This is a genomic window from Candidatus Vicinibacter proximus (genome assembly GCA_016713905.1).
Lineage (GTDB): Bacteria > Bacteroidota > Bacteroidia > Chitinophagales > Saprospiraceae > Vicinibacter > Vicinibacter proximus.
Map to the genome: position 1 here is coordinate 441955 of JADJOE010000003.1, position 12758 is coordinate 454712.

The 12758-nt window shown below is 36.2% G+C and carries 12 protein-coding genes; 2 read left to right on the forward strand and 10 right to left on the reverse strand.

Annotated elements, in window-relative coordinates:
* Positions 1-543: 543 nt before the first annotated feature.
* Positions 544-1167 carry a carbonic anhydrase gene (locus IPJ83_10320; protein ID MBK7880935.1) on the reverse strand — a complete coding sequence of 208 codons (624 nt, stop codon included), beginning with the start codon at positions 1165-1167 and terminating at the stop codon, positions 544-546.
* 143 nt (positions 1168-1310) lie between these two features.
* Between IPJ83_10320 and IPJ83_10325 the strand changes: the two genes are divergently transcribed.
* Complete coding sequence (locus IPJ83_10325) at positions 1311-1982, forward strand: TetR/AcrR family transcriptional regulator (GenBank protein MBK7880936.1); 672 nt, start codon at positions 1311-1313, stop codon at positions 1980-1982.
* Positions 1983-2067: 85 nt separating this feature from the next.
* Here IPJ83_10325 and IPJ83_10330 read toward each other — a convergent pair whose 3' ends face one another.
* The 3 genes from IPJ83_10330 to IPJ83_10340 all read right to left on the reverse strand — a co-directional run bounded on the left by IPJ83_10330 (position 2068) and on the right by IPJ83_10340 (position 5528).
* On the reverse strand, positions 2068-2598 hold the full coding sequence (locus IPJ83_10330; GenBank protein MBK7880937.1) for a DinB family protein: 531 nt from the start codon (positions 2596-2598) through the stop codon (positions 2068-2070).
* A 22-nt stretch (positions 2599-2620) separates the two neighbouring features.
* Positions 2621-4822, reverse strand: coding sequence for a T9SS type A sorting domain-containing protein (locus IPJ83_10335; GenBank protein MBK7880938.1), 2202 nt, complete (start codon positions 4820-4822; stop codon positions 2621-2623).
* Positions 4823-4994: 172 nt separating this feature from the next.
* Entirely contained in the window at positions 4995-5528 is a 534-nt protein-coding gene (locus IPJ83_10340; protein MBK7880939.1) for an SRPBCC family protein, read from the reverse strand.
* A 439-nt stretch (positions 5529-5967) separates the two neighbouring features.
* Here IPJ83_10340 and IPJ83_10345 point away from each other — a divergent pair, with 439 nt between their 5' ends.
* Positions 5968-6672: a class I SAM-dependent methyltransferase gene (locus tag IPJ83_10345; GenBank protein ID MBK7880940.1), complete on the forward strand. Its 705-nt coding sequence runs from the start codon at positions 5968-5970 to the stop codon at positions 6670-6672.
* Positions 6673-6815: 143 nt separating this feature from the next.
* Here IPJ83_10345 and IPJ83_10350 read toward each other — a convergent pair whose 3' ends face one another.
* The 6 genes from IPJ83_10350 to IPJ83_10375 all read right to left on the reverse strand — a co-directional run bounded on the left by IPJ83_10350 (position 6816) and on the right by IPJ83_10375 (position 12758).
* Positions 6816-7865 (reverse strand): T9SS type A sorting domain-containing protein, encoded by a 1050-nt coding sequence (locus IPJ83_10350; protein MBK7880941.1) that lies wholly within the window; start codon positions 7863-7865, stop codon positions 6816-6818.
* A gap of 169 nt (positions 7866-8034) precedes the next feature.
* Positions 8035-8499: a hypothetical protein gene (locus tag IPJ83_10355; protein ID MBK7880942.1), complete on the reverse strand. Its 465-nt coding sequence runs from the start codon at positions 8497-8499 to the stop codon at positions 8035-8037.
* Between the two features lie 178 nt (positions 8500-8677).
* Positions 8678-9664: a ketoacyl-ACP synthase III gene (locus tag IPJ83_10360; protein MBK7880943.1), complete on the reverse strand. Its 987-nt coding sequence runs from the start codon at positions 9662-9664 to the stop codon at positions 8678-8680.
* Positions 9660-10946 carry an adenylate synthase gene (locus tag IPJ83_10365; GenBank protein ID MBK7880944.1) on the reverse strand — a complete coding sequence of 429 codons (1287 nt, stop codon included), beginning with the start codon at positions 10944-10946 and terminating at the stop codon, positions 9660-9662. Before IPJ83_10365 ends, IPJ83_10360 begins: the two co-directional genes overlap by 5 nt.
* Positions 10936-11778 (reverse strand): MBL fold metallo-hydrolase, encoded by an 843-nt coding sequence (locus IPJ83_10370; GenBank protein MBK7880945.1) that lies wholly within the window; start codon positions 11776-11778, stop codon positions 10936-10938. The genes IPJ83_10365 and IPJ83_10370 overlap by 11 nt, the downstream gene beginning before the upstream one ends.
* Positions 11757-12758, reverse strand: a complete 1002-nt coding sequence (locus IPJ83_10375; GenBank protein ID MBK7880946.1) for an NAD-dependent epimerase/dehydratase family protein — start codon at positions 12756-12758, stop codon at positions 11757-11759. The genes IPJ83_10370 and IPJ83_10375 overlap by 22 nt, the downstream gene beginning before the upstream one ends.

A 12758-nucleotide genomic window follows, 5' to 3' on the forward strand; every position in this document is an offset into this window, starting at 1 on the left:
GCGCAAACAATTCGGCAATGGTACGTTAGATGTCTAACTGCCACCACTGATTGTGTAAGATCATCCAGTTTTCCGGATAGGAATCTGGTCTCCAGCTGAACATTTTTTTTTCAAAGGGAACTTTCCAATTCTTGAAATAAAAAAGCAGGAGATCAGAAAACCAGCTGCCGAAAGAAGGGAGAGCAAAATCGGTTTTTGATTCCTAGGTACAAAAGCAAGGTAAAGGGTTAGAATGTTTTTATGATCACCCTGGAAACCATAAGAGTATGCAGTGAAATTACCGGATTTTGTTGTTATTCAATATAAGTTTGTACGGAATAATGATGAGGACTAAATCCGATCCAAATGCTAAAACTATTACCGGCAAGTAAAGCCACCAAAATGATTTTTAATGAACGGAGTATCATTCTAATATCCATCCTTTCATTTATAAATTGGCACAGCTTACTTGCCGGTTATAATTATTTGCCTTTTTGCTATTCTTACAAAAAGAGAATATTTCTATTCTTTCAACTTTTGAAATAGTTTATAACAAATGCATTTTCATTCATAAAAGCGCACCATTCCGGTGGATACATCATATAGTCCTCCCACAATTTTGATCTTTCCATTTTCTTCCAATTCAGCAATAATTGGACTTTCGCGACGGATCCGTTCAATCGTCAGATGAATATTTAGCTCTGTTACTTTTTGGACAAATTCTTCATTGGATCCATTTCGGTTTTCTACAACCGTTTTTTCCTGAAATATTGCGGGTTGGATTTTATTCAATAGGGTAGTCAAATTACCCATTTCTACATGATTGCAAGCGCCCACTACTGCGCCACATTTGGTATGTCCGAGGACGACGATGATTTTAGTACCAACTACTTTTGTAGCGAATTCCATGCTGCCAAGAATATCCTCGTTAAGAATATTTCCGGCAATGCGGACACTAAAAATGTCTCCCAACCCCTGATCGAAAATAAGTTCAGCTGATGTGCGACTATCAATACAGCTGAGGATGGTGGCAAAAGGGAATTGGCCGGAAGAAGTTTCATTGACTTGTTGGAGTAGATTCCGGTTTGCTTTTAAGTTGTTCATAAACCTTTGGTTTCCTTCTTTTAGAATTTGTAGAGCGTTATCCGGAGTAAGGCTACTTTGTGTTTCTTTAGATTGGGTTCGCATGATTTAAAGTTTTATGGTTGCAAAGATAAAACAGCTGGATTAAAAGATAGTAACACTATCTTAAGTAAGTGTTAAAATTTATTGTATAATGATTTTACTTTTGTTTAGGTAAGTGTATTATTTTTGCTAAAATAATAGTGGTCATGGATTTTCAGGTAAAGTTTAACATCAATGAAAAGATTTATCTCCGTAATCCCGAAATCAGCGAGATTGGCAAACAAATCGTAAAAAAGGCAATTGACCTTATCTACGAATTGGGATTTGAGCAGTTTACTTTTAAAAAATTGGCCCATGAGATAAATAGTACAGAAGCTACCGTGTATAGATATTTTGAAAACAAACATCGGTTGTTATTATACATTTTGAATTGGTATTGGTGTTATATGGAATTTCTGGTAATATTCAAACTGGAAAATGTAGCCGACAAAAAAGAAAAATTAAGAATTATAGTTAATCTTTTGACCCATGAATTTTCGGAAAGTACCAATCAGTTTGATTACAACAAAAAGTATTTAAATCATATTGTCATTGCAGAAAGCAGTAAGGTTTATTTGGTGAAAGAGGTGTCCGAAATCAATAAAAATGAGGTATTTAAGCCCTACAAGGATCTATGTGCAAAGATCGCATCAGTGATCAGCAGTTATAATCCAAAATACAAATACCCAAGGTCTTTGAGCACTACATTGATTGAAACCTCACACCAACAGCAATATTTTAGTATCAATTTACCAAAACTCACGGATGCTACAGCTAAGAACAAATCAGAATTTACCTGCCAGTTTATAGAAGATTTCTTGTTTAAGGTATTGGGTTAGGAAAACCTGCCTGCTAATGGATCTATTTAGCATGATGAATAAAAATAATTTGCACAGTATATTTTTTTCTCAATTGGGTAAAAGCTTAACCGTGAAATTCCTCAAGATTTCTAATCACTTGTTTGTGGTGATGAACAGCGTGATCGGTCATTACATAAAACAATTCTCTGATGGTCAGCCTGCCAAGTAATGGGTGGGGTAAAACCAGAGAATCCAATTCCTCTTCAGAATAATTTTCAAAGTGTTGTCCAATCTTAAGCAGAAGATCGTATAGTTTACTGGTCAATAATGGCCTGTTGAGCAGATCAAAAGTCTCCGGTACGAATCTATCCGGAGCTTTACCTCCTTTGTTCAAAGCATTTATATAATGTTTTACGATCTCCTCGTAAGGGAGACTGGAATGATCCGATAAACCAAATTTATTTAGGATATATTCTTTGGAAGCCAATGCCTGTTCTATGGGCAGCAGACATAAATAAATATGGTTTAATTGTTGACCTGCATTCCACTTCTCTGAGGGGCTGAACATCAGTTTTTCATCGGAAAGGTCCTGTACGTATTCCACGAACTCCTGATGATTTTTGGTAAACTGATTGATTAATTCCTGACGATTCATAAATACATCATTAAATTAATGGTTACAAAAAATGGATAAAAGGTATGGTTACATGTCCCTTTGCGCTCACAATGTTCAACCAGTAAAGACCAGGAGAAAGCGCTTGCGTGTTCCACTTTAAATTTATTTCTTTTCCGGATTCATGACGATCATCTATTTTTTTACCTTGAAGATTGGTAAGGTATAAATGAACGTCCTGTAATTCACTAAATGTCAATTGCAAAACAAAATGATCACGTGCAGGATTTGGGTAAAGTATGGCATGCACCATACCAGGTAATAATTCCAGACTGCTACTGAGGTCTACTGTGGCACAATGTATAATTGAACATCCCATGCAATCTGTTATGGTTACACAATATGTTCCTGGAGCCAGTGATTTAATTTCTTCTGTAGTTTGGCCGGTGTTCCAAATGTATTGATACGGAGTACATCCACCCTTTGGAAATATTTTTATAGATCCATTATTCCTTGCGGGGTCTGAATGGACAATTTGTGATTGTGCAAAAAATGGGGTAGGCTCACTATTAATGCTAACCCTTTCCCCTGCACTTAAAATAGAATAACTGCCACTGCCACTGGTCTTGATGGAAGTACTGCGCACCATGTAGGTAACATATCCTTTTTCTGCGCAAGCGTCTATGTAGTTATTACCATTCACCGGAATTGGATTTAGTAATTTATACGTGCTGTCATTGGCAGTTTTCTTATAAATAAAATAACCTGACGAACCGGCCGGATCCACCCACTCCAAACGAATGTTGAGTCCATCCTGGCTTGCAGTAAGGCTTTCTACAGGTCTATGGACATGCATTTTGATGGTGGGGTCACCCATGAGTGCAGTAGACACATAGCCGCCATAATATCTGGGTTTGTAAATGCCGCGATTGTTCATCGTCATTTGTGTAGAATATCCTATGTGTGCCCCCATTGCCATGTGGTGTAAGAACCAAACCGGGCGATTACCCCATGTGCTGGCCAGGCAGGTTCTCGAGGCAATGGCAGCTCTTAAAAAGTTATTTGGATAATCCCAGTCTCCAAAATAAGAACCAAACATCATAGTGAAAATATTCAGTAAAGAATCCTTTGCGAAACTGCTTGTGCTGGAGATGTCAGAGGCACTTTCTGGTCCACCACCGCCACACCCATAAGACCATAAGTAAGATTGGTTGGAAAGGGTCTGATGATAAGGCAGGTCTTTGACATTTGCTAACCCAAACATAGGCGCGAAATTCATCCAGCCACTCTGTCCTAAGCCTTCAATGTCCCGAAAATTATTGTCTACCAGCCCCCTTTCCTCGATACTGATTTTTCCTCTTCGCCAGGCGTGATCTTTGTCCAAATAACGTCTCAAGAGTTGCTCTTCTGATTCCGGAAATTTGCTCATGTTGGAAAAATCAACACGACCTACTTGCAATCGAACACTAGAAGGAATTACATTTTGATCAAATTTTCCATCTCCAGGCTTGTTATAGTTTCGGGAACTGGCAGCACTCGATATATTCACCGTCTGATCGGTCCAGAGGCCATCCAGATCGGCATAATAGCCATCACAAGGCCAGGCACCTCTATGGTCACTGTGGTGACCATCCGGAGCAATTTCGCCGGAATAGGGTACAGGTACGCGTCCCAACAGAAAGAGTGCCTGGTTATCAGCCGGATTACTTATTGCCCATGATTTTATTCTTGACTTTACTATGCTGACCGAATCTTTTCGATTGACAAAAATTACTTGTGGCTTCCAGCCATCCGCTTCCAAATCATCCTGCAAGCGGTTAATCTCAGCGGTGAGTAGATTTTTATAAGTATCGTCCACTACAATCAGACAAATACCAGAAAAGTGAGTAGGTGGAATTTTAATTCCGGCATAGATGTATCCAGCACCTGAATTTGCACTGCCATCTCCATAAGGAAAAGCTGGAAGACTTTTGATGACCTGGTATTCATATCCTTTTTCCGGACTCACTGTGCTGTCAGACCAGGTAGTGCTGCCAGAGCCAAGCACAGCAAGGCTGTCCCGCCAATAGTTTTCTTCCTTGGCTTTGCGCCAAATAGTGTAACCTCCATTAGCAGTATCCAAAACCCAATCGAGCCTAATCACCGGAGGGTTTTCCTGAACGGTTGCTTGCAGAATTACGGATTGTCTGGCATCGTACACATTTTGTGCACTACCATACCCTAGTACAAAGCAAAGAATGAAATGCAGGTTTCTGATTACTTTCATGTCCAAAGCTAAATATTATTTAATCATCAAGATGTCCGGTAAGACAAAATGAATGCCGGACCGTATTGCAATCTGACTGCAGATCACCTTATTTTGTTGCATCGGTGCAGTACACAATTTATACCATATTAATCTTAAAATTCAGGATGGTTTGTTGATTATAATTGTGGCTCTATTTTTCTAAAATCTGTTTGACGTTCTTTAAATTTTTGATTTCCGTATTTTTTATCATGCCCCGCCCAAACAAATACGACATTAAGTTCAATGGATATTTTTCATCGGCATAAAACTCACTAATAACTTCGGTTTGATTTTCATTAATGACCTTAAAGATATTAGCAGCCTTTGCATTTCCTTCAAATGGTCTGATGAATTTTATGTCCACATCTATTCTGTCGTCTGTTAGTTTAGTAATGGTTTGTTCACCTTCGCCCACATTATCATCTTTGCTGTTCCAACTTTGTTTGGCTCCGACCGTGCCATCAACTCCTGTGATTACCGGGTGAAGATTAGGATCTGCTTTTACCCATTCGCTGAACTCTTCCTGATTCTTTAACATGACTAAATAATCATAGACTTCTTTTTTTGGTTTGTTGATGGTTTCACTCACCGATACTGTGTATTGTCTTGGTATAAATATGGCAACAATCAGCGGCAATGCGATAATTATTACAAGGATAAGTGAAACTGTTTTTAAGATTTTCATTAGATTTAGATTTATGTATTGTTTAAACAAAGTTAAATATTTTTGAAAATTTGAACCAACATCTTTGTTCTGAATAAATCACATACATTGTAAGGAGGTCTTGTTTGTTATTTAGGAGTTGGGTAGTTTGGAGATTAATCTCTAAATATTATTGTTAACTCAGATTTAAACCTACTGGTCTCATTCAAAGTTATCATTATTATTCTTTCTGAAGGCTCATTTGAGAAAATGTTCTAATTTTACACATCTGAAAATATAAGATGGTTGGAGGAATTCTTTTCATTCATGAACATAAGGAGCTTTCATTCTTTCTTTCAGATTTATCTTGTGTCTTCAGGAATTTATAAGTTTAAAGCACGATAAACAAAAGTTTGACGAAAAACCGGTTGCATCATTGTAGTCTGTTAAGTAGTTAGGCATCGAAATAGAGAAATTATATATGGCTGCAAAAAATGCAATTGAATGGCATACACAAATTGCCAGAAATTTTGATCAGAAATATTCAACCAGTAGGAATTTTACAGAGCGGTATGCAATTTGGACTAATGTTATTGATAAGTATAGCAATCTTAGCTTAAGTGTTTTGGACATAGGTTGTGGAAGTGGGGTATTCACTTTCTATTCAGCGGAAAAGAATAATAAGGTTATTGGTATTGATGCAAGCAAAGAGATGTTGAGAATATGCCAGGAAAAGATGGAGAAAACAGGTACAAAAAATGTACAATTCCTGAATTGTAATATTGAGTCCTTAGGAAAGAACCTGGATCAGAAAGCGGATATGGTGATTTGCTCAAGTGTACTGGAATACATTGAAGATTTAGACTCATCATTAGACCTAATTAAGCAAATAATGAATAGGGATGGTCTTTTTTTGTTTTCATTACCAAACAAACAAAGTATTTACAGGAAAATAGAGGCGCTAACATTTCAATGTATTGGACGACCTAAGTATTACAGATATGTCAGAAATGTTTGTACATTGAAGGATATGGAAAGTAAGTTAAAAAGATTAAATTTTTCCATTGTAGAAAGCCAATACTATGGTGAAACTCCAATCCTGTCGTGGTTATTTCGCGTATTTGGGAAATCTCAATATTCTGATAATTTGTTTATTATTGTCGCTCGGTTAATACCGTCTTTATAATTTCTAAGCGAAAAATTTTATCAATGGATAGATCAAACATGTAATAATATATTGAATTAGAATAAATTGATTGTTAAAATCTTTGATTTTAATCCCATATAAATTAGCCTGCCTCCTCAGAATTAAATTATCAGACTTGATTTCTATTTTACCAGAAAGAGTTTTTGGACGGTTTCTATACTGTTGAATTTGATTTTACATAGATAGATCCCAGCCACAAAACCATCCGCGTTCCATTCTATTTCATGAGTGCCGCTTTCTTGTTCCTCATTGAGAAGAGCAGCACATAACTCACCTGTTTCATTATAAATATTAATTTGCACATTACCTTTTGATGGAATCTGATAGCTAATGGTGGTCATTCTTTGAAAGGGATTTGGGTAATGCGAACTTGTGAGTTTGGGTGGTTCGGCTACAGATTGTGTTGAACTTATTGGATTTAACACACTACTTGCCCAGGAGTTACCCACCCTGATACCATCCAGTAGGATGTAGCATCCATTAAGTCCGGATTGAGCGTAATTGTTGAGTAAGACCACACTGCCTTGACCTGTATAATCGCCTCCATCCACAGTAGAAGCCATAGGTATATTTGGTTCAGTAGCGGGAACCTCTTTGTCAAAAACATATAAGGAGGATACATCGTTATCACTGCCTGGAATAAAGCTGTATTTGAGTACAATAAGGTAAGTTTTTTGGATTTTAAATAGAGTGCTAACATAGTCAATATCTTCATTAATTGTTTTCTGCACACCAAGGCTAAATGTCGTATCAGAAAGCCGGTTGATGTGCAGGGAAGTATTAATATTCGTGCCGCCGGTGTTGGGGTTATATCCTATACAATATCCTTTTGTGACCGAAGACGGTAAATTGTCCATACGAAACATAAAAGATAAGTAGGCTGACCCCGTGGTAATAGCTTTGCTAAAATTATGATAAAGCACATCTCCGTTGCCGGAGTTAGTAAGAAGACAACAGTTGCCTCTGCCTGAACCCACATAATCCTTGTATTCAAGTCCCGGACCCACAACTTTAATATTGTATTTGGAATCAATGCCGGATTTGTACCAATTTCCTGAATTTTCAAGACTGTCCACTGGAGGATAGATAAAATCTTCAGTTATTTGGTTTTGTCCATAATTAGAGGTGTTAAGTCCCATAAATAATGCCAATAAAATGTAGATTTTTTTCATTTAATAATTATTAAAATATACGATCAATTTTGTCAAAGTAAAAGGTAAAAATGGGAAAAATTTAGTGTAATTTCAAATAAGCGAAATATTTTTTCTTCAAGATATCAAAATTATAGCCTATGAATGTGACTAATTCTGGCGCTGCATTCGGATTCAGGTAAGACCTATTTTATCGGAATAAATTATAAAAATAATCCCGATCATATTCATATTTTTTTAAATATTCGATGGTTACATCGAGTATGGTACTGCATTTTTCTATATATTCATTTGGGTTCCTGTTTTTGAAAAATTGAATAAGGATGTCATAAGTATTTGGATGGCTATAATATTTAGTCTGAAATGTTAAATCTATTTTTTCAAATTTGCTATTCGTTGTTCTCCAGGAATTATGTAAATAAAAATAATAAAGTACAATTCTTAAACAGACTTCGTTGAAATCATCAGCATCAATCTTATCTTTTGCTGATTTTGAAAAATGATCATGAACAATCTTAAAATTTTGAGTTACGGTCTTTATGGTTTCCTCAATGGTTTGACCAGGGAGAGGATAATTCTGGAATTCTGTAGTTAAATGAATGCCATGAATGTTTTCACTTAGTTCGATTTTAATTTTTTCAATATAAAATACCATACTATTTCTAAATTAAGGGTTAGCATCCAACCATTTCTTTATGGCCAAACAGGAAGTTATAATAGTATAATTCAACCATTTTTTATTGAGTTTTTTTTTCGTTCCGGTGGCCATTCCATTATTCTTTCCAGCGTCATGTTTTTATATCTTAGTTTATCAATTTGGAAATTTAAATTTGTCAAAATTCTAAAACTATTGTCCCTAAGCTCAAACCGGCTCCTGAACCAAGTAGCAATATTTTTTTGTTCACGAGTGATAGTTTACCGTTTATCAATTGTTCCAAACCAAGTGGAATGGAAGCAGAAATGCAATTTCCGTATATCGATAGGGTTTCCAATACTTTATTTTGATCAAGCTTGAAGTGATCTAGAAAATATTCATTTCCGTATTTGCTTGTTTGGTGTGTAATGATGAAATCAAAATCAGTTATTTTGCACTGGACACTTTGTTCGATTTTAGCGACCAATTCGTCCAGATGTTTAATGGTTAGGAATATCAGTTTTCTGCCATCCATTTTAAAGTAATAGCCTAAGTCTGCATGAGGTGTGTTTATTCCCCGGTTTAAGGCACCGCCAATAGGTACATGCGCTAACATTGCACCGGAAGGATAATTGGTGAAGTGTATAAATTTGGGAATATACCCATGGAGATCTGAAGATTCGATAATTATTGCTACAGCGGCGTCACCAAATAAACCAAAAACTTTTTCATCATGCGGTGAGAGGGCTTTTGAGGAGACTTCAGAACAAACTAAAGCGATTCGGTGATATCTTCCTGATTGCAAATATAACTGCCCAATGTCTAAGGCATTTAAAAAACTTAGACAGGTTGAATCCACATCAAAGCAGGGAAAGTTAATCTTATCGTTAGCTATTTTTGATTTAATGATTACCGAATTATGTGGAACCGGATAGTCGTACGAAGCACCACAATATATCAACAAGTCGATATCCTCTGCTTTGGTATTGGATTTGGTCAAAGCTTTTTGCAAGGCAATGGCTCCCATTTCACAGACGTTCTCCTGGTCAGATATATGATGGCGAAAACGCACCCCCGTATTCTTTTCAATTCTTCCTTTTCTTCCATTTGATAATTTATCTAAGCTTTCGGAAGTTAGGATATTTTTTGGAAGATATTTTTCAATCGCAAGTATGTTTATTTTAATAATTCAACCGCTTTATTTTTCTTATTTTGTTTCCGGGACTATGTATTGGTTTATTGTAGAATTGATATTCAACATCCTTAATGCCTAATTCATTAAATAAATTATTTAATACGGATTCGAATATATTTTTAGTGTCTATCCATTTTTTTTCTGGGCAGTCAATTTCAATTTGTAGTTCGTTTGAACTCATTTGTGTGATGGTGTATTTTTGAAAACTGTCTGTATGCATAGCAATTTTTCGAGTCACCAAATCCGGGTAAACTTTTATATGATTAATTATGAGTACATCATCATCTCTTCCAATTATTTTTTCTATGGCCAAATGTTTTGAACCACATTCGCATGCAGACATTTTAATTTGTAAAAGATCATTCATCTTGTATTTCACTACGGGCTGGCAATGTCTTGAGAAATCAGTTACAATTGGGTGAAATTTATTTTCATCCACCCAGTCCTTACCAAAGTGAATGAAATCCTCATTTAAGTGCATGGTGCCCTTTGCACAGCTAACGCCTAAGAAACCTTCGGTGCATTGATATACCTCAGTAATTTTGATGCGAAAAATAGTCTCTATATTTTCCTTGTCATTTTGATGTAATACTTCTGCAAATGAAATTATTTTAAATGGTTCAATATGGATGGTTTGTTTTAGTTGTGCCTCAGCTATATCTATCAGTACGGATGGTTGTGCTGCCAATACATGCGGCTGGAATAAATTTAATTCATCCAATAGCATGTTTATTGGATTAAAAATATCGAAGTATTTAAACTCAAACAAGCTGGAAGCAACAGAAGAATATAGATTGCTATTTGCCCTTAGGAAAAACGCTACTTTTTGTTTTTTAAATAGTTTTGGTTTAATTACTCTTTTCATCACCAGTGCTGCCCAATGTGCCCTTTCGTCTTCGGATACTAAAAATAAGCCTCGCTTACCACTTGTTCCTGTAGATAAACCAACGGTTATTTCATTGATTTTACTGGTAAAATCTCTGGAATGTTCTGCTTTTAGAGCTACCTGCATGGCTTCATCCAATTTTACCCCTGTTGTATTGATTTCATTGAAAGAATCCATGAATTCTGTTTTTGTAATAAAAGGGACTGCATTCCAATTGATTATTTTATTGGTGAAATAAGGTTGATAAAAAGGGGATTTAATGAGTGTTTTCCTGGCAAATGAATTCATTCGTTTGGCTTGGAAGGCTTCAAGAGCTGCCCTGGATTTATGCTTGGGAGACAAAAGTATAATCAACCAATATTTTAATATTTTAATTTTAAAGAACATTGGCAATAAGGGCTAAGGTTTGTTTGCAATGAGTGAATAAGATCGTGCAATGCTGGTTAGACAATTCAAATGCTCTTATTTTTTGTTGAGTTTCCACAAAATCACTCCAGGAATCAAAAAACAACTTCACGATTTGCATAGGTAAAATACCTCTGGAATAGGTATCGTAACTCCACGATGCGTCAGTGGCATACAGAATGGATTCATTTTCTTTAATATAGATAAACCCCAACATTCCTTTTGCATGACCAGGTAACAATACAAGTTTATATTCATTTATGCCAAATAATTCAAAGACAGTCATTCCAAATTCATTTATGGAAACTACATCAGCGAAGTCTTCGATAAACTGCACCCTTAAATTGAAATTATCAGGTATCAACTTGTGCAAAATTCCTTTGCTTACCGCCTTAATTCCATGCAAATTCATTACTTGTTCGTAAGCGGATTTGCTGCAAATAAATTTTGCATCAGGAAAATCTTTCAAACCGGCAATATGATCTGCATGAAAATGAGAGATGATAATATATTTAATTTCCTTTATTTGAATATTTTGGCTTTCAATAATGGATTTGGCTGTTTCTGAGGATTCTAATTGGATTGGTGTGGCCCATCGATAAAATCTTTCCGGAAAGTATTTTGTGGCCAGCTGAAAAGCTTCGCTATAACCAGTATCAAATAGTACATAACCTATATGCGGAATATGAATTAATGCCCAAACCGCATAAAAGGAAGTTTTTCTTTTGCCTTCCAATGGATTAACCACATACGCATGTGCTTCGCAATATCCGGAAGCAAATAGTTGAATACTTACTGTTGCGTTTTGTGCCATAAAATATATTCTTGGATACCTTCAAATGTCTTCATCACCGGTTTGTAATTTAGATTTGTTCTTGCTTTCGAAATGTCCATGGTGAAATGGTTGGCAAGAATTCCGACGCTATATTTAGTCAAAGGGGGTTCCTTCGTTTCATTCATGATATGGGCTTTGTATTCCATAAATCCCGCGACCAGTAGGGCGAGTTGTTTTGGTATTCTTTGGGTTGGAGGTTTAAGGTCCAGAGACTTTAAAGCAAAGTTCAGTGCCTCCCAAAAATGAACAGCTTCCCCATCGGTTATGTTATAGGCCTCACCAAACGCGGATTGTGGGGCTTTTATCCCACAAACTATGGCTTCCATGACATTTCGTACACAGGTGAAGTCACATATGTTTTTACCGTCTCCAACTATTTTTAACTTTCCTTTATGATAGGCCTCCAGCATTCTTGGAAAAATCACAGTGTCTTCCGCACCTATTATGGCTCGTGGTCTCAAGGCCATTGTGTCTATCACTTTTCCGTTATTTTGCAGTACTATATTTTCGGCCAACAATTTAGTTTGGGCATAGTGATTTACCATTTTTTCTGGTAATAAATCTGATTCTCGTACATTAAATCTATCCGAATAATTAAAATAGATGCTTGGTGTGGAGATAAAGATGAATCGCTTTACTTTGTTCTTAATACTCGCTTCTAATAATGTTTTGGTGGCAATGTAATTTGATTGGTAAAAAGATTCATAAGGACCAAAAGGTGCAGACAAGGCCGCACAATGAATGACGATCTCTGTATGCTTTAATACAGATTCGCAAAATTCAAAATTGCATAGATCCCCTGGTACAAAATGGCAATTGTGATTGATGAATTCCAATGCCCTGGTATCTCTGCGGGATGTAGCAACAATTTGGTATTCCCCAAAATATTCTGCTAAAAATTTAGCAGTACGCCCTCCTAAAAACCCAGCAGCTCCGGTTACTAAAATACATCTTTTCAT

Bases quoted from the DNA above. Each gene is read 5' to 3' on its own strand.
- IPJ83_10365 (MBK7880944.1), bottom strand. From the start codon at position 10,946: ATGTTCTTTAAAATTAAAATATTAAAATATTGGTTGATTATACTTTTG.
- IPJ83_10340 (MBK7880939.1), bottom strand. From the start codon at position 5,528: ATGAAAATCTTAAAAACAGTTTCACTTATCCTTGTAATAATTATCGCA.
- IPJ83_10330 (MBK7880937.1), bottom strand. From the start codon at position 2,598: ATGAATCGTCAGGAATTAATCAATCAGTTTACCAAAAATCATCAGGAG.
- IPJ83_10370 (MBK7880945.1), bottom strand. From the start codon at position 11,778: ATGGCACAAAACGCAACAGTAAGTATTCAACTATTTGCTTCCGGATAT.
- IPJ83_10375 (MBK7880946.1), bottom strand. From the start codon at position 12,758: ATGAAAAGATGTATTTTAGTAACCGGAGCTGCTGGGTTTTTAGGAGGG.
- IPJ83_10355 (MBK7880942.1), bottom strand. From the start codon at position 8,499: ATGGTATTTTATATTGAAAAAATTAAAATCGAACTAAGTGAAAACATT.
- IPJ83_10325 (MBK7880936.1), top strand. From the start codon at position 1,311: ATGGATTTTCAGGTAAAGTTTAACATCAATGAAAAGATTTATCTCCGT.
- IPJ83_10320 (MBK7880935.1), bottom strand. From the start codon at position 1,167: ATGCGAACCCAATCTAAAGAAACACAAAGTAGCCTTACTCCGGATAAC.
- IPJ83_10335 (MBK7880938.1), bottom strand. From the start codon at position 4,822: ATGAAAGTAATCAGAAACCTGCATTTCATTCTTTGCTTTGTACTAGGG.
- IPJ83_10345 (MBK7880940.1), top strand. From the start codon at position 5,968: ATGGCTGCAAAAAATGCAATTGAATGGCATACACAAATTGCCAGAAAT.
- IPJ83_10350 (MBK7880941.1), bottom strand. From the start codon at position 7,865: ATGAAAAAAATCTACATTTTATTGGCATTATTTATGGGACTTAACACC.